23 protein-coding genes and 1 riboswitch are annotated in these 23,042 nt (G+C 66.4%); of the genes, 11 read left to right on the plus strand and 12 right to left on the minus strand.

What is annotated here, in order from left to right:
* Nucleotides 1-1,004: 1,004 nt before the first annotated feature.
* Nucleotides 1,005-2,408, minus strand: coding sequence for a toll/interleukin-1 receptor domain-containing protein (locus NM962_21190; GenBank protein ID UVO12346.1), 1,404 nt, complete (start codon nucleotides 2,406-2,408; stop codon nucleotides 1,005-1,007).
* Nucleotides 2,409-2,443: 35 nt separating this feature from the next.
* A complete protein-coding gene (locus NM962_21195; GenBank protein UVO12347.1) occupies nucleotides 2,444-3,982 on the minus strand; it encodes an AAA family ATPase in 1,539 nt (512 codons plus the stop codon).
* 728 nt (nucleotides 3,983-4,710) lie between these two features.
* Here NM962_21195 and NM962_21200 point away from each other — a divergent pair.
* Nucleotides 4,711-5,031, plus strand: coding sequence for a hypothetical protein (locus NM962_21200; GenBank protein ID UVO12348.1), 321 nt, complete (start codon nucleotides 4,711-4,713; stop codon nucleotides 5,029-5,031).
* A 169-nt stretch (nucleotides 5,032-5,200) separates the two neighbouring features.
* On the opposite strand, the gene NM962_21205 is transcribed toward NM962_21200, so the two are convergent.
* A complete protein-coding gene (locus tag NM962_21205; GenBank protein UVO12349.1) occupies nucleotides 5,201-5,869 on the minus strand; it encodes a hypothetical protein in 669 nt (222 codons plus the stop codon).
* A gap of 154 nt (nucleotides 5,870-6,023) precedes the next feature.
* Here NM962_21205 and NM962_21210 point away from each other — a divergent pair, with 154 nt between their 5' ends.
* Nucleotides 6,024-6,791 carry a S1 family peptidase gene (locus tag NM962_21210; GenBank protein ID UVO12350.1) on the plus strand — a complete coding sequence of 256 codons (768 nt, stop codon included), beginning with the start codon at nucleotides 6,024-6,026 and terminating at the stop codon, nucleotides 6,789-6,791.
* On the opposite strand, the gene NM962_21215 is transcribed toward NM962_21210, so the two are convergent.
* Entirely contained in the window at nucleotides 6,788-7,306 is a 519-nt protein-coding gene (locus NM962_21215; GenBank protein ID UVO12351.1) for a DUF5078 domain-containing protein, read from the minus strand. The genes NM962_21210 and NM962_21215 overlap by 4 nt on opposite strands.
* A gap of 85 nt (nucleotides 7,307-7,391) precedes the next feature.
* Nucleotides 7,392-7,724 carry a DUF732 domain-containing protein gene (locus NM962_21220; GenBank protein ID UVO12352.1) on the minus strand — a complete coding sequence of 111 codons (333 nt, stop codon included), beginning with the start codon at nucleotides 7,722-7,724 and terminating at the stop codon, nucleotides 7,392-7,394.
* A gap of 95 nt (nucleotides 7,725-7,819) precedes the next feature.
* Between NM962_21220 and NM962_21225 the strand changes: the two genes are divergently transcribed.
* Together NM962_21225 and NM962_21230 are read left to right on the plus strand one after the other, a co-directional pair.
* Nucleotides 7,820-8,263: an SRPBCC family protein gene (locus NM962_21225; protein ID UVO12353.1), complete on the plus strand. Its 444-nt coding sequence runs from the start codon at nucleotides 7,820-7,822 to the stop codon at nucleotides 8,261-8,263.
* A gap of 57 nt (nucleotides 8,264-8,320) precedes the next feature.
* The gene (locus NM962_21230; GenBank protein UVO12354.1) at nucleotides 8,321-8,773 is read left to right on the plus strand and encodes an SRPBCC family protein; all 453 of its coding nucleotides are present in this window, start codon (nucleotides 8,321-8,323) and stop codon (nucleotides 8,771-8,773) included.
* On the opposite strand, the gene NM962_21235 is transcribed toward NM962_21230, so the two are convergent.
* Nucleotides 8,760-9,950 carry a pyridoxal phosphate-dependent aminotransferase gene (locus NM962_21235; protein UVO14875.1) on the minus strand — a complete coding sequence of 397 codons (1,191 nt, stop codon included), beginning with the start codon at nucleotides 9,948-9,950 and terminating at the stop codon, nucleotides 8,760-8,762. The genes NM962_21230 and NM962_21235 overlap by 14 nt on opposite strands.
* Nucleotides 9,951-10,186: 236 nt before the next feature.
* Between NM962_21235 and NM962_21240 the strand changes: the two genes are divergently transcribed.
* From NM962_21240 to NM962_21250, 3 genes are read left to right on the plus strand one after another with little or no spacing between them, the layout of a single operon-like run.
* The gene (locus NM962_21240; protein ID UVO12355.1) at nucleotides 10,187-11,398 is read left to right on the plus strand and encodes an acetyl-CoA C-acetyltransferase; all 1,212 of its coding nucleotides are present in this window, start codon (nucleotides 10,187-10,189) and stop codon (nucleotides 11,396-11,398) included.
* A 15-nt stretch (nucleotides 11,399-11,413) separates the two neighbouring features.
* Nucleotides 11,414-13,546 carry a 3-hydroxyacyl-CoA dehydrogenase NAD-binding domain-containing protein gene (locus NM962_21245; GenBank protein ID UVO12356.1) on the plus strand — a complete coding sequence of 711 codons (2,133 nt, stop codon included), beginning with the start codon at nucleotides 11,414-11,416 and terminating at the stop codon, nucleotides 13,544-13,546.
* A 12-nt stretch (nucleotides 13,547-13,558) separates the two neighbouring features.
* Nucleotides 13,559-13,843 carry a hypothetical protein gene (locus tag NM962_21250; GenBank protein ID UVO12357.1) on the plus strand — a complete coding sequence of 95 codons (285 nt, stop codon included), beginning with the start codon at nucleotides 13,559-13,561 and terminating at the stop codon, nucleotides 13,841-13,843.
* A 15-nt stretch (nucleotides 13,844-13,858) separates the two neighbouring features.
* On the opposite strand, the gene NM962_21255 is transcribed toward NM962_21250, so the two are convergent.
* Genes NM962_21255 through NM962_21265 form a run of 3 tightly spaced genes read right to left on the minus strand, consistent with a single transcriptional unit; the run spans nucleotide 13,859 to nucleotide 18,338 of the window.
* Nucleotides 13,859-14,284 carry a pyridoxamine 5'-phosphate oxidase family protein gene (locus NM962_21255; GenBank protein ID UVO12358.1) on the minus strand — a complete coding sequence of 142 codons (426 nt, stop codon included), beginning with the start codon at nucleotides 14,282-14,284 and terminating at the stop codon, nucleotides 13,859-13,861.
* A 35-nt stretch (nucleotides 14,285-14,319) separates the two neighbouring features.
* Nucleotides 14,320-15,972, minus strand: coding sequence for a DEAD/DEAH box helicase (locus NM962_21260; GenBank protein ID UVO12359.1), 1,653 nt, complete (start codon nucleotides 15,970-15,972; stop codon nucleotides 14,320-14,322).
* 35 nt (nucleotides 15,973-16,007) lie between these two features.
* On the minus strand, nucleotides 16,008-18,338 hold the full coding sequence (locus NM962_21265; protein ID UVO12360.1) for a helicase-associated domain-containing protein: 2,331 nt from the start codon (nucleotides 18,336-18,338) through the stop codon (nucleotides 16,008-16,010).
* A gap of 79 nt (nucleotides 18,339-18,417) precedes the next feature.
* On the opposite strand from NM962_21265, the gene NM962_21270 reads away from it, so the two are divergent.
* Genes NM962_21270 through NM962_21285 form a run of 4 tightly spaced genes read left to right on the plus strand, consistent with a single transcriptional unit; the run spans nucleotide 18,418 to nucleotide 20,000 of the window.
* A complete protein-coding gene (locus NM962_21270) occupies nucleotides 18,418-18,606 on the plus strand; it encodes a hypothetical protein (protein ID UVO12361.1) in 189 nt (62 codons plus the stop codon).
* Between the two features lie 10 nt (nucleotides 18,607-18,616).
* Nucleotides 18,617-19,090: a cyclic pyranopterin monophosphate synthase MoaC gene (gene moaC, locus NM962_21275; protein ID UVO12362.1), complete on the plus strand. Its 474-nt coding sequence runs from the start codon at nucleotides 18,617-18,619 to the stop codon at nucleotides 19,088-19,090.
* Nucleotides 19,087-19,566, plus strand: a complete 480-nt coding sequence (locus NM962_21280) for a MogA/MoaB family molybdenum cofactor biosynthesis protein (GenBank protein UVO12363.1) — start codon at nucleotides 19,087-19,089, stop codon at nucleotides 19,564-19,566. Before moaC ends, NM962_21280 begins: the two co-directional genes overlap by 4 nt.
* A 14-nt stretch (nucleotides 19,567-19,580) precedes the next feature.
* On the plus strand, nucleotides 19,581-20,000 hold the full coding sequence (locus NM962_21285; GenBank protein ID UVO14876.1) for a molybdenum cofactor biosynthesis protein MoaE: 420 nt from the start codon (nucleotides 19,581-19,583) through the stop codon (nucleotides 19,998-20,000).
* 60 nt (nucleotides 20,001-20,060) lie between these two features.
* Here NM962_21285 and NM962_21290 read toward each other — a convergent pair whose 3' ends face one another.
* The 3 genes from NM962_21290 to moaA form a co-directional block, all read right to left on the minus strand.
* A complete protein-coding gene (locus NM962_21290) occupies nucleotides 20,061-20,984 on the minus strand; it encodes a transglycosylase family protein (protein UVO12364.1) in 924 nt (307 codons plus the stop codon).
* A gap of 9 nt (nucleotides 20,985-20,993) precedes the next feature.
* Nucleotides 20,994-21,177, minus strand: a riboswitch (cyclic di-AMP (ydaO/yuaA leader).
* Nucleotides 21,178-21,528: 351 nt separating this feature from the next.
* Nucleotides 21,529-21,810 carry a MoaD/ThiS family protein gene (locus NM962_21295; protein UVO12365.1) on the minus strand — a complete coding sequence of 94 codons (282 nt, stop codon included), beginning with the start codon at nucleotides 21,808-21,810 and terminating at the stop codon, nucleotides 21,529-21,531.
* Between the two features lie 3 nt (nucleotides 21,811-21,813).
* Nucleotides 21,814-22,827 carry a GTP 3',8-cyclase MoaA gene (gene moaA / locus NM962_21300; protein UVO14877.1) on the minus strand — a complete coding sequence of 338 codons (1,014 nt, stop codon included), beginning with the start codon at nucleotides 22,825-22,827 and terminating at the stop codon, nucleotides 21,814-21,816.
* Nucleotides 22,828-23,042 lie beyond the last annotated feature (215 nt).

A 23,042-nucleotide genomic window follows, 5' to 3' on the forward strand; every position in this document is an offset into this window, starting at 1 on the left:
CCGTATTCCGACTGGCCTTTCGGATGTGGTTGCGTGAGGTGGATGGGTCGCTCGGTGGTGGTGGTGGTGGGTTTGTGTTCGCCCGCTATCGGCTTGGTGCCGGGCATCTTTCCGGTCCTGAGGGATGCGGCGCGGATCGGTACGTGACAGGTGAGCGGCGGTGCCGGCACCTATACGGAGGCCCCTCTCACCCGAGGTAGACATCTTGTGGCGGGCAACGAACCAATGCTCCGCCGTGATCCCTAAAAAATGCGGTCCTCGTCGTTGAGGGGACTCCCGCATCGGCAGCATCGCCCCCGAGAGTTCGGTCCCTCCGTGTGGTCGGTGCATTCGTCGGGCCTCATTGGCCAATCGTCATCTTCCAGCTGTTGGCGGTGAAGTCGTTCAGCGAGAGCCCTTTCTTCGGGATCAGCGATCATGTAGCCGCCTTCCACACGGACCCACTGCCCGGACACCACGAGCTCCATCGCAGTCAATGACGTTTCAGCGCTGAGGTAGCCATCGGAAATGAACCCGGGCGTGTCATAGCGCACGCTCGCCGTTACCGCGAAAGCATTCAGATCAAAAGCGGCACGTGACAGAACGACATGCTCGCCGGAGCGCTGTTCTACGCGGAAGAACTCTCGATGGTCCTCGTCCTCAAAGTGGCCACTAGTTACCATGATCTTCCTCTCGGAACGTTACCCGTAGCGCTGTTGCCCGCCTGCAAATCTAGCGCCGCGCTCCGCTGGCGTCATCTGCCTGCAGTGCGGCTATTGCGTCGAGCAGCAGCTCGGCAAGCAGCTCCGCGTAGTTCACGATCGCGAACCGATGCCGAACGGGAGCCCCGAAACAGCTTGTCCGTGACACGGCTCCGTACCCATCGCTCTGTCAGTCGAGAACCGCTTTTCATCCAATGTATTCGTCGCGAAGCAGCCCCAAGACGGCTTGAGTGTGCGTCCGCGACGGAGCCAACCGCATCGTTGGTCGTAGCGAGCCAGTCCGACCGCTTAGGGCTCGCCGACTCAGCGTCCCTTCGCGCGCCCCCCGAAGTAAGCGCCTAGAAACCCTGGCGCCAAGAGGCGCTCGGCAAGAGTCTCCCCGGTCTCGGGCAGAGTCAGTAGCCGAGCGCTGAAACTTAGGCGGTGAATCGCGTCTGCGCGGGCCTCTGGACTGAGGCGTAATGAAGCGATCGACTTGGCTGCTAGGAGCTCTTCCTGAAGCCGGCCGTCGAATTCTCCGCGTATGTAGCCGAAATGTCGTTCGAGAGGGTTAAGTTCGTAGTTGCTCCAGGGCCACGTCCCCCACTCCGCCATACCTTGAGTCAGTACACAGCGCACGCGATCTGGCAGGAACATGCTTTGCTCGGATAAGAACCACGCCAGGTACTCGGCGTATTCGTAGTAACGGACTGCTGGACCAAAGGCCGCAGCTTCGCCGGCGACAAAACGACAAGCGATGCCAGAAGGACTGTACGCGTCCAAATTCGGATCACGTAGCGCATATTCGTCATCGCACCGGGGGAGTGCGCTGTCGCTGGTCAGATTGCCGTGGCCTCTTTGCTGCCGACAGGCAAGCCCACGGGCGAGGGACGTCTCGTACAGTTCTTGGATCCGATCCTCGAATTGACCACCGAATCCGGGAATGGCCAGCTGAGGAGCGTAAGCGAGCATGTAACGAGGAAACTCATGGCAGACCTGCGCGAGGCCCGGGGTGCCATCAATGAAGGCGTGTACATCTTCGGGCCGCGTGATTTGCGTGATCGGCCGCGCCTCAGCAACCCTTCGCCATTCCATTTGAGCCGCGGCCCAGGCTAGCCGATAACCGCGCTCGTCTGGTTCCCGAGACGGCTCGGGTAGCGGAAAGCCCCACCGACCCCAGCCCATGGCTTCTTGAAACCCGCCTTCAAGGTCGTTTGACTCCGATGCAGCGGCAACATCAAGCCACCAATCATCCGTAACGATAGGCGGGTTGTAGCCCATGTCGATCAGTTGATCGCGAGCAATGATCAATGTCGAACCACGCGGACGGATTACCTCGCAGAGCTGACGTACGACCTGATCGATACCATTTACACTCGATGCCGCTACCTTATCGGCAAGAGGTGGCGAGAATGTTAGGACATCATCGCGCGTTACCCCATGCCAAATTGGTAGTAAGACACCCTGGCTTTCTATCTCGCGCGCCACCAAACCGTCGAGTTCCCACTGAGACCAACCCTTGGAGAAAAAGCTGTGGCTAAGGACGACCACTCCGTAACGGGATTGACTCAGGCCACGGTCAATCGACCGCCGGAGAGAATCTCCGATGCGAAGACTGAACTCGTCGTACCAAACCTCGATGTGCTCCTCGCGTAGCCTTTCTGCGAGCAAGCGAACGAAACCAAGCTTGTCCTCGCTTGCGTGGCAGATGAATGCGTCGAAGAGCATGGCCAGCCTCGTTCTCGAGATTTGCAGGCACGAACCTACCCGAAGGGTAAGACGTCTTGAACAGGTCCCAATAGGGTAGACACTTCATCGGGATACTCGTCTGCCCAGACGCTTAGAAACGCCCCGCGTACGATCACTTCTGCGAGCAGTCCCAGTCGCTCGCCGATTTGTGTGAACAGCAAATGGTGATCTCGACAGGTATCGCCCGTCCCTGTCACAACATCGACAACTTCGGATTGACGAGTGAGCGGCAGCTGCAAGGCTGCGGTCAAGCGGGCCGCAGCTGGCTGAATCCGCTCTAGGACACGGTAGTAGACGTACGTCTCGGGCATCTCGCCCGGCAGTCTAAATACTGTGGCCGATTCTGACTGCTTGGAGTCACCGTCGATGTAACACCTGGATGGGAATGGGGCGCTTGGATCGGCGTTGTGGTATTGGTTAATCTTGACCGCAGTTCCATCACCCTGCATGGCATGTATTTGAACAGCATCCAGCGCCACGGGTTTCGTAGAACGCCGCAATGCGACCTCAAGCCAGTTCCGGGCGAAATCGTCCTCAACAAATAGGGCTAACCGCGCCTCAATCTGACCGGTAACTGCACGAAGTGCGCGAATATCAAGCTTTCCTTGAACGATATCTCCGTTCAGACAGACCCAGACTGCATCCGTTGGCAACGGTATCAGCGCATCGTTACTGTGCGTGGTAAAAATTACCTGCGCCTTCTTTCGATGAGCGACATCGATTAGATAGTCGACCATCCGCACTGTCGCTACCGGATGAAGGCCATTCTCAATCTCTTCGATCAGTATCAATGAATTCTCGCCGGAGGCCTCGATATCCATCAACATTCGAATCACACTGGATTCTCCAGCGCCGAAATGAAACTCGGAGTAACCCGTGCCGGTACCTGTTTTTCCAGCCAGCAATGATACCTTGCCACTAGCGTCAACCTGGATACTCTCGAAGCTTGAAATATCCTTGCCGAGGATCTTTTTTGCGGCATCGGCAACTTCGGCCTTGAGGACAAAAATTCGGTCGGGAGGGACCGCAAACCCGGTGGAAGCGCACCGACGCAGCTCCACCCTTTCGTTTGCAGGAACTGTCCGCGCGACACCAAATGTCAGAACTTCGCGGCTGAGCGCGTCGCGATTCCATCGCTGGCGCCTGAAACTGGCAGTCCGTCGGAAGATCTCGCGTTGCTGTTCCTGCCGATCAAGCAGTTCGTACTCAATGCTCCAGTCCTGCATCGAGTCGTCGAATTTTCCACTCTTCGCGAAGAATTGACGCGGCTGAACCTCCTTATAGGCGCAACCCGCAGCGCCTAGCACCGTCGTCTTCCCTCCGCCATTTGGGCCGATAAGCGCGGTAACAGGAAAATCGAACCGCACCTCCTGCCCGTGAAAACCTCGAACACGAGTTAACGTCAACCTAGTCAGGAATTTACCGTAATTGGATTTGCGTACCTTGTCTTGAAGTTCAGCAATCACGCTCGACCGGATCTCGCTCCGCAGTCCGCGGGCAACAGAACTCGAGCGGAGCCCACTAGCAGTGGCGTCTGTGTCGATGTCGGTCACGAGATTATTGTCCACCATCTGGCTCACTCGATCCCAGTCAGCTACCCCGAGTTGGATGGACTTGGGCTCTGGCGACACCCGGTTGAGGCGACACGGCGGTGTACTTGATCCATCCGCTCGAAAACCGGCGTAGTTGTTCGGGAGGTTCGCTACAAGCGACGGGACTTGCCGCGAAGCACGTGACTGGAGACAACTCGTTCAGCAGTCCATCCGCGCCCGGCGGAGGGACTTGACACATGATCATCCTGGGCTGATGACGTTCGGCGCCATCATTCGATGACGGTCGGTCGGGGCATCCGTGTCGGGCGCATTGTCGCCATGTCCGGTTTGTGTCCGGTGGTCAGACAGGCGCCGTGCGTCAGTCGCGCTCAGTGCGCCGTATTTGACGCATGGATGTCGTTAAAGCGCAGGTCAGCACTCATTCCACCCACCTGAAAAGCGGAAGGTCGCCGGTTCGATCCCGGCCCTGGCCACTGAGAGCACCCACTGGCGACGGTGGGTTTTTCTGTGTCTGGGGCAGTTCGCTGTGTGCGAGGGCTGCGATGACCTTATTTGTGCTGTGTGTACGTCCGCATGGTGAAACCACGACTTTCCAATGGTTCGTTGCCAGCCAAGCCCGAAGACCGGCGAGCTGTTCGGCTCAGGGCTTCAGGCGCCTCCGTGGGGAACCCGCGGTACGCGCCCAATCTGGTCGCTTCGTGTCACCGATGCGGCCTACGCTCCAGCCCATGCCCGAGTCGAACGAGCTGTGCGACTGCCCCCGCGACCACTACCGCAGCATGGACGGCAGGTGCACTGAGCCCTCGCTGCGCAGTGAGGAGCCCGAGGCCCTGGCCAGGTACAGCTGGTGCGGGTGCTGCGTGGCGGACTGCCCCGATGTCCACGCCGAGCCTGATGCCGAGTTCCGTGCGGTCCCCGGGTCCGTGGTGGTCGCTGCCGAGTACGTGGCCACCCTGCATCCCGACCGCCAGAGGGACCTGCGGGAGCAGGCGGATCGTGGCGAACTCCGGATTGTGCCCCGGGTGGAAATGTTTCCGGGGTCGGCGTGATGAACCCTCGCTGATCATCCACTGCGTCCTTGAGTCGACGCTCGATCAAGCCACCGGACCTGGAAAGCCGTTATTTCGGATCGGAGCGGGTGTACGCACGGTCGGGATGAAATCAGTTCTTAGTCAACTGGGTTCGGGGCGGGTCAGCCTTCTGTCGTTGGCAGCGACTTCACGGGGCGGCGGGGAGATCATCCATCAGCTGCTGCAGGCCGCTCTGCTTGGCCGCCCGGAGCAGGCGTGCGATCGCGGCCTCCATGCATTTCCGGCTGGCCCAGCCGGCCTCGGCCGCGGCCTCATTCCAGCCGTCGCCTGCGAGGACGCGTTGTGCCGCATGAACGAGTCGCTCGCCACTGGGGCGCTCCGGCAGAGTGGCGACAGCGGCGAGGACCCGTTGCGCGCGGTCGCGGTGAGCGTTCGCGTTCGCCCACCCGGAGAAGCTGCCGGTCCGCCCCTCCGCGGCTGCATCCCAAGCTGGTCCGTCTTTCACGATCAGCGGGTTCGTTGCGCGGTTGCTGGGGCTCTCCGTGACCCACGCGGTGATCACGTGCTCGAAGGCGAGAACGATCCAGAGATACTTCTTGGATTCGAGTCTGCGCCGCAGCGACATGTAGGTGACACGGCCCGTACGCTTCGCAGTCTCGACGGTGACCACCTCCCAGCACTCGGGCTGGAAGTCGGTCAAGTGGTGCCGTGGAATCTCGCGTTCATCGAAACGCGCCTTAGCGTGCGGTATTTCCAGGTTCAGGCCACTCAGTCCTTTCAGTTGTTCGCGGGCATTGTCGAACAGTGGTGCGGGGCCGTATTTGGTGTGGAATCGAAGAACTGGCACCTTGGTCATGGCTGGGCCAGGCTGCCATCAGCCACCGACAACTTCGCTCGCCGCGGCGACGCACCAGGTCCGGCTACAAGCGTCAGGGTATGGCGCAGCCCGAGGCTCACGTGCCGGCGTTGATCCGCGGCCACCGGCTAACGCGCCCATAGACTGAGCCGCTGTGCACCCTGCCTCGATTCGACGAGCGTCACCAATCGTCGTCGCCGCGTTGATCGCCGCTGCCGTGCCGCCGACCGCTGCCGCAGCCAGTGACAAGATCCAGCTCGGCGGCGGGGCCGCGCTCGTGCTGCACGCCGACACGCTGTGCACGCTGACCGCCATGGGCCACGACAGCACCGGGCGGCTGATCGGTTTCACTGCCGCGCACTGCGGAGGGCTGGGATCGCCCGTCGTTGTCGAGGGCGCCGAAGACCACGGCGACGTGGGCACGGTGGTGGCCGCCGACGAGGGGCTGGGCTACGCGGTGATCGAGTTCGATCCGGTCAAGGTCAAACCGATCGGCGACTACGAAGGCTTTGGGATCTTCGGCCTCGGCCCCGCCGAGCCGAACCCCGCCGCACAGGAACCTGCCGCACCAGAACCCGCCGCCCCGGTAGTCGCCAGCCCGGAACCCCCGAGTGGGGAAACCGCCGAAGCGCTCCCCCCGGAACCCCCGGCCCACCAACAGCTCTGCAAACTCGGCCGGGGCACCGGCCTCAATTGCTACGACTTAGGGCCTGCCGGCGTGGACACCGCCGGTGAGGACTGGTGGCTGCCCGGCGACGACGGGGCGCCGGTCACCGTGGACAACCTGCTGATCGGCATGGTCCGTGACGCAACCGTCCCGGGGCCGCTGGAGCAGCTGGGCCCCGGGATCGTGATGGTCAAGGCGATCATCGATGACCTCAACGCCAAGGGCGGCCCGGGCGCCGGGTTCGGCCTCGGCTAAGCCGAGCCGGTTCCCGTGGCAGCCGGGACCGCGCCATCGGGCGACGCGGCCGCGGCGGTGCCTTCTGGTGCTGCGCCGGCCTCTTCGGTGGAGGGGATCCACACCGAGGGATCGTCAGCCGGGAAGGTGCCGCACTGCTCGGCGATGCCCGGGGCGGCCGACTCCTGCGTACGGAACAGCGCCGCGTAATAGGGGAAGAAGTTGGCGAGCTGATCCACCTCGGCCTGCCGGCCGGCGGGGTCCTTGGACAGCAGATTCTTCATCCGGGAGCGGACCTGGTCCTGCAGCACCGGGGGCTCTTTGCTGAACTTCGTCACGATCGCGTCATAGGCCGGCGGGTCGACGACCTTGGTCGCTGCCATTAGCTGGTCCACCGAGCACTGCGTGGTCAGAATCGGTTCCGGAACGGCATTCGGGTCGTCGGCTGCGGCGACTCCCGTGCCAAAGGCCAACAGGCCCACACTGATTGCTGCCAAACCCACTGCGCGGATGCGCCGATTCACGGTAGTCTTCACGCGGCTGGACGTTACCAGCCCGAACATTGCTGGAGGCGGGCTTCGTCCCGACAGCGCCGCCGACAGTGCTTCGCGCGCGCAGAGATCAGGGCCGCAACGTCTCCGGGCAGAGCTCGGCCTGCGCCGCCTGAATCTGGACGTCGGCGGCCTCAGGGCTGTAATAGAAGGTGTTGGTCAGCTGGCGCACCAGGTCGCCCGGCGAGATGCCGGAGCGGTAAGTGCCGGTGTGGCCATACATCCGCAGCTCGGCGCAGATGTAGTGCCCCGAGGTCACTTTGACGTGGTCGGCGACTGGGATCGCCACCGGTGCGGAGTTGACCCGGGCCAGATAGCTGGCGTCATCGGCGTGCGCCACGGGAGCGGCGGTCAGTGCCGTGGCGGCCACCAGGAGTGCGGCAATCCGGACGGTCACATGCATGACCTCTATGGTGCCACCGACAGCCGGTCGATGGGGCGACTCTCGGGGCGACCAAATCCCCACGCATCGCCGCCTGCCTGGTTAGGGTGCCAGCCATGGCAGTCAAGGATTCCCGCGAGGTGGTTATCGAAGCGAGCGCGGAGGAGATCTTCGACGTCCTCGCCGACGTCGAGTCTGTTCCGACCTGGTCGCCGCAGTACCAGAGCGCTGAGGTGCTCGACACCCACGACGACGGCCGTCCCCGTCGGGTGCGGATGAAGATCAAGGCGGCGGGCCTGACCGACGAGCAGGTCGTCGAGTACAGCTGGACTGACGACAGCGTCGGCTGGACGCTGGTGTCGGCCGGCCAGCTCAAGGCGCAGGATGCCAAGTACACGCTGACCCCGCAGGGCGATAAGACCAAGGTCCGGTTCGACATGGCCGTCGACCCGTCGATCCCGATCCCGGGCTTCCTGCTCAAGAGCACCCTCAAGGGCGGCATGAAGACCGCCACCGACGGCCTGCGCGATCAGGTCCTCAAGATCAAGAAAAGTCGCTGACTTTTCCGCTGCGATGAAATCCTGCCGCTGGCAGGGCGCGGCGCTACGCTCGATCTAGTGGCTGTTCGAGCATCGCGGGAAATTGTGATTGACGCGCCGCCGGAGAAGATCCTCGACGCGCTGGCTGATGTGTCTGAGTTGGCATCGTGGTCGCCGGTGCACAAGCGGATCGAAGTCCTCGACAAGTACGAGGACGGCCGTCCCCATCATGTGCTGGCCACCATCAAGATTCTGGGCTTGGTGGACAAGGAGATCCTGGAATACCACTGGGGCCCGGACTGGATGGTCTGGGACGCCAAGGCGACGGCCCAGCAGCGCGCCCAGCACGTCGAATACACCCTGACTCGCGAAGGACCCGACAGCACCCGGGTGCGCTTCGACATCACCGTCGAACCGTCTGGGCCGATCCCGGAGTTCATCGTGCGGCGCGCCAGCAAGCTGGTGCTGAGCATCGCCACCGAACGGCTGCGTCAGCAAATCATGGGCGAAGACGCCATTACCGAGTCGTAGCGGGCCCATCGCGCAGCGTCTCCAGCCGCCGGATCGCCTCGTCGATGGTGTCCTCACGCTTGACGAAGGTGAACCGCACCAAGTGATTCCAGACATCGGGAGTGGCCGCCTCCGAACCGGGCACGCAGAACGCCGACAGCGGGATAGCCGCGACCCCGGCCCGGTGCGGCAGCTCGGCGCAGAACGCCGTGCTGTCGTCATAGCCCAGCGGGCGCGGATCGGCGCACAGGAAATAGGTGCCGAAGCTGTCGTGCACCTCGAATCCGATGCCCCGCAAGCCGTCGGTCAACCGGTCGCGGCGCGCCTGCATGGTCGCGCGCAACGCCGCCACCCAGGCGTCCTCAGTGTTCAGCGCCAGCGCCACCGCCGGCTGAAACGGCGCCCCACCGACATAACTCAGGTACTGCTTGGCGGCCCGCACCCCGGCCAGCAGCTCCGCCGGCCCGCACGCCCACCCGATCTTCCAGCCGGTGCAGTTGAACATCTTCGCCGCGCTGGAGATGGTGATGGTGCGCTCCGCCATCCCTTCGAAGGCGGCCAGCGGGCGATGGGTCCGTCCAGCGAAGACCAGGTGCTCATAGACCTCGTCGGAGATAACCAGCAGGTCGGCCTCCACCGCGATGCGCGCGATCTCGGCCAACTCGGACTCGGTGAACACCATGCCGGTCGGATTGTGCGGTGAGTTGACGATCAGCGCCCGGGTCGCGGGACCGACAGCGCGGCGCAATCTATCAACATCCAACGCGAATCCGCGCCCGTCGGGCACCAGCGACACACTGACTCGTCGCGCCCCGGCCATGGCGACCACCGGGGAATAGGAGTCGTAGAACGGTTCGAGCAGCACCACATCGGAACCCGGCTCCACCAGACCGAGCACCGCGGCGGCGATGGCCTCGGTAGCCCCTACGGTCACCAGGACTTCGGTGTCGGGGTCGTAGTCGATCCCGTACGTGCGGGCGCGTTGCCCGGCGATGGCTTCGCGCAGGGCGCGGATACCGGGCCCGGGCGGGTATTGGTTGACACCCTCGGTGATCGCGGCCCGGGCGGCCTCGAGCATGGCGGGCGGGCCGTCCTCGTCGGGGAAGCCTTGGCCGAGGTTGACCGCGCCGATCCGTGCGGCCAGCGCCGACATCTCGGCGAAGATCGTGGTGGCATAGGGCTCCAGCCGTGAAACCATCCGCGCCGTCATGGGACCCGAGCCTAAAGGGCGTCGTCGCAGGGTCGAGCGTGAAGCTGGCTTCACGTTCAGGCCGTCGGCGTGAAGCCACCTTCACGTTCGGCGGAGACGAGCCCCCAGACGGACCAACCATCCGGTTGATAGGCCACCCTGTTAGGCTGGGAATTCGGGGACTACGCTCCGACCAAGACGCAGTCGATCCGCATCGAATACCAAATACTGAAGAGGAATCGCCCATGTCCGAAGAAGCCTTCATCTACGAGGCCATTCGCACCCCGCGCGGCAAGCAGCGCGGCGGCGCGCTGAACGAGGTCAAGCCGATCAGCCTGGTCGTCGGCCTCATCGAGGAACTGCGCACCCGCCACCCCGACCTGGACGAGAGCCTGATCAGCGACGTCGTTCTGGGCTGCGTCTCGCCCGTGGGTGACCAGGGCGGCGACATCGCCCGCACCGCGGCGCTGGCCGCGGGCCTGCCCGACACCGTCGGCGGCGTGCAGCTCAACCGGTTCTGCGCCTCCGGGCTTGAGGCCGTCAACGTCGCCGCGCAGAAGGTGCGCTCCGGCTGGGACGACCTGGTGCTGGCCGGCGGTGTGGAGTCGATGAGCCGGGTGCCGATGGGCTCCGACGGCGGCGCGATGTTCTCCGACGTGCCCTTCACCTACGACAACTACATCGCCCCGCAGGGCATCGGTGCCGACCTGATCGCCACCATCGAGGGCTTCTCCCGCGAGGACGTGGACAACTACGCGCTGCAGAGCCAGCAGCGTGCGGCGGCTGCCTGGTCGGGCGGCTACTTCGCCAAGTCCGTCATCCCGGTGCGCGACCAGAACGGTCTGCTGATCCTGGACCACGACGAGCACATGCGCCCCGACACCACCCTCGAGGGCCTGGGCAAGCTGCGCACCGCCTTCGACGGCATCGGTGCGATGGGCGGCTTCGACGATGTGGCGCTGCAGAAATACCACTGGGTCGAGGGCATCAACCACGTCCACACCGGCGGCAACAGCTCCGGCATCGTCGACGGTGCCGCCCTGCTGATGATCGGTAGCGAGAAGGCCGGCGCGTCGCAGGGCCTGACCCCGCGCGCCCGAATTGTGGCCACCGCCACCACCGGCGCCGACGCGACCATCATGCTCACCGGCCCCACCCCGGCCACCGTCAAGGCACTCGACCGGGCCGGGCTGACCGTCGATGACATCGACCTGTTCGAGCTCAACGAAGCATTCGCCTCGGTGGTGCTGAAGTTCCAGAAGGACCTGGGCATCCCCAACGAGAAGCTCAACGTCAACGGTGGCGCCATCGCGATGGGGCACCCGCTGGGCGCCACCGGCGCCATGATCACCGGAACCATGGTCGACGAGCTTGAGCGTCGCGGTGCCAAGCGTGCACTGATCACGCTGTGCATCGGCGGCGGCATGGGCGTGGCCACCATCATCGAGCGCGTCTGAGAGGGCTGGTAAAAAATGGCAGAGAACACCATCAAGTGGGACAAGGATGCCGACGGCATCGTCACGCTGACCCTGGATGACCCGACCGGGTCGGCCAACGTCATGAACGACCACTACCGCGAGTCCATGCACAACGCGGTGCAGCGCCTGATCGAGGAGAAGGACTCGGTCACCGGTGTTGTCATCACCAGCGCGAAGAAGACCTTCTTCGCCGGTGGCGACCTCAAGGCGATGATCCACGTCGGCCCGGCCGACGCCCAGGCCGTCTTCGAGCAGTGCGAAGGCATCAAGGCCGACCTGCGCGCCCTGGAGACCCTGGGTAAGCCGGTCGTGGCCGCCATCAACGGCGCCGCCCTCGGCGGTGGCCTGGAGATCGCGCTGGCGTGTCACCACCGGATCGCGGCCGACGCCAAGGGCAGCCAGCTCGGCCTGCCCGAGGTCACCCTGGGCCTGCTGCCCGGCGGCGGCGGTGTCGCCCGCACCGTGCGGATGCTGGGCATCCAGAACGCCTTCATGAACGTGCTGGCCCAAGGCACCCGCTTCAAGCCGGCCAAGGCCAAGGAGATCGGCCTGGTCGACGAGGTGCTGCCTACCGTCGAGGAGCTGGTGCCCGCCGCCAAGGCGTGGATCAAGGCCAACCCCGACGCCGGCGTGCAGCCGTGGGATGCCAAGGGATACAAGATGCCCGGCGGCACTCCGGCCACCCCGGCCCTGGCGGCGATCCTCCCGTCGTTCCCGGCCCTGCTGCGCAAGCAGGTCAAGGGGGCCAACATGCCCGCGCCGCGAGCGATCCTGGCCGCCGCGATCGAGGGCGCGCAGGTGGACTTCGACACCGCCAGCCGCATCGAGACCCGCTACTTCATCTCGCTGGTCACCGGCAACGTCGCCAAGAACATGATCCAGGCGTTCTTCTTCGACCTGCAGCACATCAACGGCGGCGGCAGCCGGCCCGAAGGCATCGCGCAGACCCCGATCCGCAAGATCGGTGTGCTCGGTGCCGGGATGATGGGCGCCGGCATCGCCTACGTGTCGGCCAAGGCCGGCTACGACGTGGTGCTCAAGGACGTCTCGCTCGAGGCGGCCCAGCGCGGCAAGGGTTACTCGGAGAAGCTGGAAGCCAAGGCGCTCGAGCGGGGTCGCACCACCGCTGAGAAGTCGCAGGCGCTGCTGGACAAGATCACCCCGACCGCCGACCCGCAGGACCTGGCCGGCGTCGACTTCGTGATCGAGGCCGTGTTCGAGAGCCAGGAGCTCAAGCACAAGGTCTTCCAGGAGATCGAGGACATCGTCGAGCCCAACGCACTGCTGGGATCGAACACCTCCACGCTGCCGATCACCGGTCTGGCGACCGGCGTGAAGCGCCAGGAGGACTTCATCGGGATCCACTTCTTCTCGCCGGTCGACAAGATGCCGCTGGTGGAGATCATCAAGGGCGAGAAGACTTCCGACGAGGCGCTGGCCCGGGTGTTCGACTACGTGCTGGCGATCAAGAAGACCCCGATCGTGGTCAACGACAGCCGCGGCTTCTACACCTCGCGCGTGATCGGCACCTTCGTCAACGAGGCGCTGATGATGCTCGGTGAGGGCGTGGAGCCGGCCAGCATCGAGCAGGCCGGTCTGCAGGCCGGCTACCCGGCAGCTCCGCTGCAGCTCTGCGACGAGCTCAACCTGGAGCTGATGCAGAAGATCGCCACCGCCACCCGCGAGGGTGTCGAGGCGGCCGGTGGCACCCTCGCCAAGCAGCGCAACGAAGAGGTCGTCGACAAGATGATCGAAATCGGTCGTCCGTCGCGCCTGAAGGGTGCCGGCTTCTACGAGTACGTCGACGGCAAGCGCACCGGTCTGTGGTCGGGCCTGCGGGAGACGTTCAACTCGGGCAGCTCCACCCCGCCGCTGCAGGACATGATCGACCGGATGCTCTTCGCCGAGGTGCTCGAAACCCAGAAGTGCTTCGACGAGGGCGTGCTGACCTCGACGGCCGACGCCAACATCGGCGCGATCATGGGCATCGGGTTCCCGCCGTGGACTGGCGGCACCGCGCAGTACATCACCGGCTACCCCGGCGGCAAGGCCGCCTTCGTGGCGCGGGCTCAGGAGCTGGCCGCCACCTACGGCGACCGGTTCAACCCGCCGGCATCGCTGCTGTAATCAGGTGACAACGTGGAATCCCCCGAAACCCCGCGGTTTCGGGGGATTCTGCGTTTCCTCGACCGCCAGGTGAGCGTTGGGGCGCTGATCGAGGCGGCGCTGTGGCTCGGCCTGGTCTACGTGATCGCCGGCGTGGTGTGGCTGTTCCTGCACCCCGACGGCGTCGAGCGGCTCCAAGCGCAGGCCGAGCGGCAGTACGGCATCCCGCCGGCCAGCGTCTACGAGGTGGCGACGGTGACCTCGGTGGCGCTGTGGCCGGTGATGCTGCTGCTGCCGGCCGACGTCTGCGTGCGCTGAGCCGCGCCGTCGGGCTTAGATCGCCCCCAGGTCTGCTGAAATCCAGTGCTGGGGACGCAGATAGATGACCACCTGCTCGCCCAGTTGGGCCAACGCGTACTCGAGGAACTTCTCGGCCCGATCGGGCGGCAGGTAGCGGTGGGCCAGTTCGGCGTGGAGGACTTCGGTGCCGGGCTCGATGCGGCTGACGGTGCCGTCGACGGCGACGTAGCGCAGTGTCGGCTCGGTACGCTCCACCATCAGCGAGAAGCTGCCGGCTGCCTCGATGAGCTTGGCTTTGCGCGACTCGGCCCCGGTCAACACCCAGGGCTCACCGCCGGGTGCGTACTGGTACCAGATCGGCACCGTGAGCGGACCTCGGCCGGCGCCGGCGTTCACCGACAGCGCCGCGATGTGCGGCTCGGCCAGAAACTGCTCGCGCTCGTCCTTGGAAAGACTCATGTTTCGAGGCTAGCCGCGAACGCCGGGCGTCGCCTTCAGATTGCCGGACCGAGCAGGTCGTCGGCGTCGCGGATGATGTAGCCGTAGCCCTGCTCGGCCAGGAACCGCTGCCGGTGTGCCGCGTATTCGGCGTCCAGGCTGTCGCGGGCGACCACCGAGTAGAACACCGCGCCGCCGCCATCGGCCTTGGGGCGCAGCAGCCGGCCCAGCCGCTGGGCCTCCTCCTGCCGTGACCCGAAGGTGCCCGAGACCTGCACGGCCACCGATGCTTCCGGCAGGTCGATGGAGAAGTTGGCGACCTTGGACACCACCAGGGTGGAGATCTCACCGCGGCGGAAGGCGTCGAACAGCTTCTCGCGCTCGGCGGTACGCGTCGAGCCCTGGATCACCGGGGCGTCCAACTGCTCGCCCAGTTCCTCCAATTGGTCGAGATAGGCGCCGATCACCAGGGTCTGTTCGCCGGGATGCTGCTTGAGGATCGAGCGCACCACCGCGATCTTGGAGTGCACCGTCGAGCACAACTTGTAGCGCTCCTCGGGCTCGGCGACCGCGTAGGTCATCCGCTCGCTCTCGGTCATGGTGACCCGCACCTCGATGCACTCGGCCGGAGCGATCCAGCCCTGCGCCTCGATGTCCTTCCACGGTGCGTCGTAACGCTTGGGCCCGATCAGCGAGAACACGTCACCTTCGCGGCCGTCCTCGCGGATCAGCGTCGCGGTCAGGCCCAGGCGGCGGCGGGACTGCAGATCGGCGGTCATCCGGAACACCGGCGCGGGCAGCAGATGCACCTCGTCGTAGATGATCAGCCCCCAGTCGCGGCTGTCGAACAACTCCAGGTGCCGATATTCACCCTTGGTGCGCCGGGTGATCACCTGATACGTGGCGATGGTGACCGGCCGGATCTCCTTGCGCTCACCGGAGTACTCGCCTATCTCCTCTTCGGTCAGCGACGTGCGCGCCACCAATTCGCGTTTCCACTGCCGGCCCGCGACGGTGTTGGTGACCAGGATCAGCGTGGTGGCCTTCGCCTTGGCCATCGCCGCGGCACCGACCAATGTCTTGCCGGCACCGCAGGGCAACACCACCACCCCCGAACCACCCGACCAGAACGAGTCGGCGGCCATCTCCTGATAGTCGCGCAGCTGCCAGCCGTCCTGGGCCAGCTCGATCGGATGGGCCTCGCCGTCGACGTAACCCGCCAGATCCTCTGCCGGCCAGCCGATCTTGAGCAGCATCTGCTTGACCCGGCCGCGCTCACTGGGATGCACCACGACGGTGTCGTCATCGAGGCGGGCACCGAGCATCGGCGCGATCTTCTTGTTGCGCAGCACTTCCTCGAGCACCGCGCGATCCAGGCTGACCAGGGTCAGGCCGTGCACCGGGCTCTTCACCAGCTGCAGGCGCCCGTAGCGCGCCATAGTGTCGACGATGTCGACCAGCAGCGGTTGCGGCACCGCGTACCGAGAATGGCTGACCAAGGCGTCGACCACCTGCTCGGCGTCGTGGCCGGCGGCTCGGGCGTTCCACAACGCCAGCGGGGTGATGCGGTAGGTGTGGATGTGCTCCGGGGCGCGCTCGAGCTCGGCGAACGGCGCGATGGCGGCGCGCGCCGAACCGGCCTGTTCGTGGTCGACCTCGAGCAGCACGGTCTTGTCGGATTGGACGATCAACGGCCCGTCAGTGCTCATGGGGCCCATTATCCGGGCTGCCCCGACATCCGTCGCTAGTGCGTTGCGTCGTCGTCGGGGGCCGACGACACCGAGGTGATGCGGTGGATCGCGAAATCCTTCATCTGCCCCGACGTCGAATCGAACGCCATCAGCCGCCCACCTAACACCTGGGTGGGAGCCACTTCGCGCTGGGTGGCCACCCCGGCGGCGTCGACGTAGCCGATCATCACCGTGGCCCGCTCCAGCGCGGCGCGCTTGAGCATGATCATCGCGGTCACCGGGTCCAGCCGGATGTTGTCGAACGGCGCCGACGTCACGGTGCGTAGCACCCGGACCAGCGCGGTCAGGCTGTCCTCACCGGGACCGGGGTGTGGCCGGTGCCCGCGACGCTCCGCGGGGGTGTGCACCCGCATCCCGCGCGGCCGGATGTCGACGATCGTTCCGGTGGCATCCTCGGCGGCCGGGGCGAAACCGGCGTCGCGCAGCGCGGCCAGTACGTCGGCGAGCGGAGCCTGCGCCACCGCCACCGTCGGGGCCAGCATCCGCAGGCCCAGCGTCTCGGCGGCCGGCACGGCGACCGCCTGGGCCAGCAGTGCGGGATCCTCGCAGCGCACGAAGGAGGCCGCCAACCCGATCCGCAGCTGCCCGTGCCGGCGTGCGACGTCGTCGATCAGATAGCTGAGGCCTTGCGGGACCGGGGTCTTGGAGTGCTTCTCGAAGAACGTCCGCAGTCCGGCACCGGTACGGCCCACGTCCAAGGCGGACCGGATGGTCTGTTCGGAGACTCGGTAGACCATTGCGGCGCCGGCCGATTCCACGGTGGCGACGACGGCCAATTCCTCGGCGAGTTCACGTTTCAGCGGCCCCGGCACCACCACGGTCAGGTCGGCCTGCACCAAGAAGTGGTCGATCGGCTCGGGCAGCGCCTTGGCCATCGCGGCCACTGCGGCGGCATCCTCGGCGTCGGAGGCAGCGCCGTCGGCGCCGGCGGCCAGCAGGATCCGCCCGGGGGAGCTGAGCGCGCCGCGGCCCAGCACACCCAGGGCGTGCGCCTCGTCGAGTAGTTCGCCCACCGGGCCGGGCTGGAGCCGGTTGGCCCAGCGCGGCCGGCGCCAGATCAGCGCCTGCGACGCGGCCACCGTGTCGACCCCGGCGCCTACGGGCAGTTCGGCGAGCATGCCCAGCAGCAGCCGGCGATCCAGCGGGGCGGCGGTGGAGAACAACGGGGTGGACAGCGCCGCCCGGGGTTTGCCGTCGGCGCCGCGGCTGCCGATCAGACCCGGCCGGGCCGGCAGATCCAGCCAGGTGGCGGCCAGCAGATGCCAGCGCTCCGCGGTGGACTGCTCGGCGAACCGGTCGGCGAGCACCGTCGGCGCCCAGGACGGGCCGTCGGCGTCGGGCCAGTCCCGTTGATCGACGCTCGCCGGGTCGGGAAAATCGGCCGCGATCAGCCGCGCGGTTGCGGCGACCTCCAGCAGCAGGCCCAGCCGGATCTCGTCGACCCCGGTGGCCTTGGCCAGTCGCTTGACCTCGCGCACACCCAGCCCGCCGCTGCGCAGCTCCGGTACCGGCGTTTCACCCAGATTGGCCAGGATCACGTCGAGTTCGCGCAACACGTCGATCACTGCGCCGGCCGCCGCCGCGTCGACATCGGCCGCGGTGGTCTGCGACACCACCGGGTCGGGCTCGTGCAACGCGATCGGGCCGGGCTGCTCGCCCCGCAGCACTTGACCGACGAGCCGCGGCAGGATCACCGTCTCGTCGTCGACGCGACGCAGCAGCCCGGCTGCCAGCAGCCTGGGCACCGGACGTTCCGGGGGTGCGTCGGGGGCGGCGTCGCGGGTGCGCCCGATCGGGGAGCCGGTCAGCAGCTTGTCCAACAGATCACGCTGCGGAGCGTCCAAATCGGCGATGGCTTCGTGAAGTGTGGCGATCTCGGCATCACCGTCTACCGGTTCTTCTCGGGTCACTTGACCCGGATGCCAGGGCAGGCCCGCGCCCGCCTCGGCGGCGATGCGCAGTAGTCCGCCCGGCTCATGCGAACCCCAACACAACGCCCGCTCGATCAGGTCGGTCAGCGCCTCGGTCACCGCGTCGGCGGGTGCGCGCTCGCCGAGCAGCGCCAGCAGATCGGTGACCGGCACGCCGGTGCCGTCGGCGTGCAATTCCAGCAGCGCATCGAGGACGGCGAGCCGCAGGAAATCCAGCTCGTCGGTAGCGGCCCGAACCGACTGGCGGGCCTGGGCTCGCGCCGCCAGGGCGGCGATGCTGCCGGGCGGGGGTTGGGCGAGGTCCGGCCGTAGCTTCAGAAGCCGGATCAGATCCTCATCGGGCAGGTCGGCCAGCCACGACCCCAGTGGGACACCCCGGGCGCGTTCGGTCATCGACGACCAGCGTAAGGCGACGACCAGCGTAAGGCCCAACCGGTGAACGTCTTCGATCGCGACCTGTCAGAATGGTGCCGTGGCTGGAAACCAGGACAACAAGAACCGGTACGTCGACAACGGTTGGCCGGAGACCGACGGCGAACCCGCCGTCAGCGAGCTGCGCACCGACCGGACTGGCGCACTGTCGCCGTTCGGGGACCTCGTGTTCCCGCTGCCGGCCGACGAGCTGCCCTACCTGCATCCGGTCACTGTCGTCAACCGGTAGCGGTGACGCCATGACCGGGCCGCTCTCACACCTCGATGACCGGGGCGCGGCCCACATGGTCGACGTCAGCGCCAAGGCGACCACCAAGCGCGTTGCGGTCGCCGGCGGCGTGCTGTGCACCACCGCTGAAGTGATCCAGCTGATCTCGGCCGGCGGACTGCCCAAGGGCGACGCGTTGGCCACCGCCCGGGTGGCCGGCATCATGGCCGCCAAACGCACCAGCGATCTGATTCCGCTCTGCCACCAACTGGCCTTGACCGGAGTCGACGTGGACTTCACCATCGGCGAATCCCAGATCGACATCACCGCCTCGGTACGCACCACGGACCGCACCGGGGTCGAGATGGAAGCGCTGACCGCGGTCAGCGTGGCGGCCCTGACCCTCTACGACATGATCAAGGCCGTCGACCGCGCCGCCGTCATCGACAACATCCGGGTGCTGAGCAAGGACGGCGGCCGTACCGGCGCCTGGGAGCGCTCGTGAGCGCCCGGACCGCCCGAATCATCATCGCGTCCACCCGCGCGTCGGCCGGGGTGTACACCGACCGCACCGGGCCGATCATCGCCGACTGGCTGGCGCAGCGCGGCTTCGCCGAGGCTCAGCCGGAGGTCGTGGCTGACGGCGAGCCGGTCGGCGCCGCCCTACGCGCCGCGGTGGCCGACGGGGTGGACGTGATCATCACCTCCGGGGGAACCGGCATTTCACCGACCGACGACACCCCGGCGCAGACGCTCACGGTGCTCGATTACGAGATCCCCGGCCTCGCCGATGCCATCCGCCGGTCCGGGTTGCCGAAGGTGCCGACCTCGGTGCTGTCTCGGGGTGTGTGCGGGGTGGCGGGCCGCAGCCTGCTGGTCAACCTGCCCGGGTCGTCCGGCGGGGTCCGCGACGGGCTTGGCGTGCTGGCCGACGTCTTAGATCACGCCTTGGACCAGCTCGCCGGCGGAGACCACCGGTGACGGCCCCCGCCGCGCTGATCCTGCGGGCCGCGATCACCGAGCAACCGATCGTGCTGTCCGAGCACGAAGAGCTGGTAGGCCACCGCGCCGCGGGAGCGATCGTGGGATTCGTCGGCATGATCCGCGACCACGACCACGGGCAACAGGTGCGGCGGCTGGAGTACTCCGCGCACCCGTCGGCGCAGCAGGTGATGGCCGAAGTGCTGGCCGAGGTGGCCGAGCAGGCCGTCGGGGTCCGCGCGTTGGCCGCCAGCCACCGGATCGGTGTGCTGCACATCGGTGACGCCGCTCTGGTGGCCGCCGTGGCGGCCGATCACCGCCGGGAGGCCTTCGAGGCCTGCGCGCTGCTTGTCGACACCATCAAGGCGCGGCTGCCGGTGTGGAAGCACCAGTTCTTCGCCGACGACACCGAGGAGTGGGTCGGCTCGGCCTGATGGCCGTGTGAACACAAAAAACGGGGGCCGGTGATCCGGCCCCCGCTTTCCGTAGGTGCGTTACATAACCCGGCTGGGCTGCTGCGCGAACGCGTCCAGCGCGTCGTTGCCGCTGATGTTCTCCGACCGGACGGCCTGCCACAGCTGCTGGTGGAAGCCGACCGACACCGCTTCCTGCCGGTTGCCGTCCTGACCGGGAGCCGGAGCCACCTCGTCGCCGGGAGCCGGGGCCTCGGGTGCCGGAGCCTCCGGGTTCCACCAAGGCGCAGGAGCCTCGGGGGCCGGCGGCGGGACATCCTCGGCGATCGGGGCCGGGGCCTCGGGCGCCGGAGCGTCCGGAGCGGGAGCCTCGGGGGCCGGAGGAAGGTCCTCGGCGATCGGGGCCGGGGCCTCAGGTGCCGGGGCCTCGGGAGCCGGAGCTTCGGGGAACCAGCCTGCGGGAGCCGCCGGTGCGGCGCCTTCCGCGGGAGCCGGACCCTCGGGAGCCGGAGCCCACCACGGTGCGGGCTCGGGCGCGGGCGGGGGAGCCATCGGGTTGTCCATGGCCACGGTCTCGCCGTTGACGTCCGGGTTGTCGATAGGGGCGTCGGCCGGCGGCGCTGCCGGGACCTCACGCTGCGATGCGCCGGACAGCCCGCGGCCGCAGACCGGCCAGGCGCCACGGCCCTGGGTTGCCAGCACGTGCTCCGCAACCGCGATCTGTTGCTCGCGGCTGGCTAGGTGTGCCGACGGGGCGTACTTGCCACCACCGTGCGAACTCCAGGTGCTCGGCGAGAACTGCAGCCCGCCCTGGTATCCGTTGCCGGTGTTGATGCCCCAGTTGTTGCCGGATTCGCACCGGGCTACGTGGTCCCACTCGTCATCGGTAGCCGCGGCTGCGGTCCCGGCGAGGGCCAGGCTGCCGCCACCGATCACAGCTCCGGTGAAAGCGATTTTGGCGATGTTGACGTTCGATTGGGTGGGCTTGCGATGCCGTCCACTCATACGGTGGTGAATTCCTCTCTGTCTACGCCTGCGAGGTCAGCGTCGGGTTCGGACAGGGGGGACTGCCCGGCCTTGATGCACACGGTGCGTCGTCGGCTTCACCCCAAGAGGCCGGTTAAGGCCTCAGGGCCGCTCTCGGCGGACCCGGTGGGTCCCCCGCCTCCATCCATCAGGTATTTGAGGTTTTCCTCTCCCGTTGGATGGAGCTCGGCGCTACGGGTGAAGAAAGGTGGATCGAACGGAAAATTTTCGATACACCCGGAGATGTACCGTAACCGGTCTTACCCGCTGAGTCACCCTTAGCGCTCCCGGGTGTTTTCATCGCTAGCTCTTCCAAAACCGCCAGGAACCGCCCACGTTTGCGCAGGTCAAAGCCCTCTCCATCAAGCTGTTGTCGGCTCGTAATCAATTCGTTATGTGACGTAGATCATGCTAACCGCCGGGTTTGATTCGGCGGTCCAGCTGCGCCTCTCCTTCGTCGAGGCTTGCTAACCGCCGGGTTTGATTCGGCGGTCCAGCTTCGCCTCTCCTTCGTCGAGGCTTGCTAACCGCCGGCGAACGGCGGCAGTACGTCGACTGTTTCGCCGGGCTGCAACGCCGCCTCCTGGTCGCGCACCGCGATCCCGTCGCGCAAGTAGGAGCACCGGCTCAGCACCGATGCCAGCCGCTCGTTCCGGGCGGCGAGGGTCTGGGCCAAGGCGGCCACTCCGCCCCCGAGGGGCACGGTGACGGTCTCCGATTCGGCTCCGGCTGCAGCCCGCGCCGCGGCGAAGTAGCGGACCGTCACCGCGACGCCGGTATGGGTGGCGTCGGTCTGATGGGTCATGGATCAGCCGCCGATCGCGCTCATCGGGCGGTCCGGCTGGATGAAATCCGGATCGTTGATGCCATGGCCAGCCTTCTTGGTCCACATCGCGGCCCGCCACGCCTGCTCGATGGCGTCGTCATCGGAACCGTCTCGCAGTAGGGCGCGCAGGTCGTACTCCTCGGTGGCGAACAGGCAGTTGCGAATCTGGCCGTCGGCGGTGAGTCGCGTCCGGTCGCAGTCTCCGCAGAACGGCCGCGATACCGAAGCGATGATCCCGAACGTGCCCGCCGGTGTCTTCGGGCTCTCATCAACGAGCCAGAGTTCGGCCGGCGCGGAGCCGCGCGGTTTCGGATCGGGCCGCAGGGTGAACTGGGCCTGCACCGTCTCTAGCAGTTGCTCGACGCTGAGTCCGGCGTCACGGTTCCAGTTGTGGTCGGCGTCCAACGGCATCATTTCGATCACCCGCAAGTGGTAGCCGTGCAGTAAGCAGAAGCGCAGCAGGTTGATGATGTCGTCGCCGGTGATCTTGGGATCGAGCACGGCATTGACCTTGATCGGCCGCATCCCGGCCTGCGCGGCCGCGTCCAGACCGGCGAGGACGTCGGGCAGGCGGTCGCGCCGGGTGATCTCGGCGAAGTGGGCGCGGTCGACGGTGTCCAGCGACACGTTGATTCGGTCGAGCCCGGCCGCCACCAGGGCGCCGGCCCGGCGGGCCAGGCCCAGGCCGTTGGTGGTCAACGCGATCTCGGGCCGCGGGCGCAGTGCCGCGGCGCCGGCCACCACGACTTCGAGGTGGCGGGCCAGCAGCGGCTCGCCACCGGTGAACCGGATGTCGGTGATGCCAAGTCGGTCGACGCCGATGCGCATCAGTCGAATCAGCTCATCGTCGCTCAGCAGGTGCTGGCTGGGAATCCAGTCCAATCCCTCGGCCGGCATGCAATAGGTACAACGAAGGTTGCAACGGTCGGTCAGGGATATCCGCAGATCGGTGTGCACTCGCCCGAAGGTGTCCACCAGCGGCCCGGTGGTCGGCATCTGCGTAGCGACGGCACGCTCCACGGCTTCATGGAAGGCGGCCTTCCGGGCCGCCTCCTGGTGGTCCGCGTCGGCGGCATCCGCATGCGGTGGCGGAGTGCGCAGACCCGCTTGCCTCAACGTCATATCCGTATCCGATTCGGTCGGCCGGGGAGCGACCGCATCGACGTCGGTGTCCGGTCCTGGTCTCCTCCAGCGGCTGCACCAGCCTACCG

Source organism: Mycobacterium sp. SVM_VP21 (assembly GCA_024758765.1).
Classification (GTDB): Bacteria; Actinomycetota; Actinomycetes; order Mycobacteriales; family Mycobacteriaceae; genus Mycobacterium; species Mycobacterium heraklionense_C.

Coding starts and splice junctions, on each gene's coding strand:
- NM962_21190 (UVO12346.1), bottom strand. CDS start 2,408: ATGCTCTTCGACGCATTCATCTGCCACGCAAGCGAGGACAAGCTTGGT.
- NM962_21200 (UVO12348.1), top strand. CDS start 4,711: ATGCCCGAGTCGAACGAGCTGTGCGACTGCCCCCGCGACCACTACCGC.
- NM962_21205 (UVO12349.1), bottom strand. CDS start 5,869: ATGACCAAGGTGCCAGTTCTTCGATTCCACACCAAATACGGCCCCGCA.
- NM962_21220 (UVO12352.1), bottom strand. CDS start 7,724: ATGCATGTGACCGTCCGGATTGCCGCACTCCTGGTGGCCGCCACGGCA.
- NM962_21225 (UVO12353.1), top strand. CDS start 7,820: ATGGCAGTCAAGGATTCCCGCGAGGTGGTTATCGAAGCGAGCGCGGAG.
- NM962_21235 (UVO14875.1), bottom strand. CDS start 9,950: ATGGTTTCACGGCTGGAGCCCTATGCCACCACGATCTTCGCCGAGATG.
- NM962_21240 (UVO12355.1), top strand. CDS start 10,187: ATGTCCGAAGAAGCCTTCATCTACGAGGCCATTCGCACCCCGCGCGGC.
- NM962_21245 (UVO12356.1), top strand. CDS start 11,414: ATGGCAGAGAACACCATCAAGTGGGACAAGGATGCCGACGGCATCGTC.
- NM962_21255 (UVO12358.1), bottom strand. CDS start 14,284: ATGAGTCTTTCCAAGGACGAGCGCGAGCAGTTTCTGGCCGAGCCGCAC.
- NM962_21260 (UVO12359.1), bottom strand. CDS start 15,972: ATGAGCACTGACGGGCCGTTGATCGTCCAATCCGACAAGACCGTGCTG.
- NM962_21265 (UVO12360.1), bottom strand. CDS start 18,338: ATGACCGAACGCGCCCGGGGTGTCCCACTGGGGTCGTGGCTGGCCGAC.
- moaC (UVO12362.1), top strand. CDS start 18,617: ATGACCGGGCCGCTCTCACACCTCGATGACCGGGGCGCGGCCCACATG.
- NM962_21290 (UVO12364.1), bottom strand. CDS start 20,984: ATGAGTGGACGGCATCGCAAGCCCACCCAATCGAACGTCAACATCGCC.
- NM962_21295 (UVO12365.1), bottom strand. CDS start 21,810: ATGACCCATCAGACCGACGCCACCCATACCGGCGTCGCGGTGACGGTC.
- moaA (UVO14877.1), bottom strand. CDS start 22,827: ATGCCGACCACCGGGCCGCTGGTGGACACCTTCGGGCGAGTGCACACC.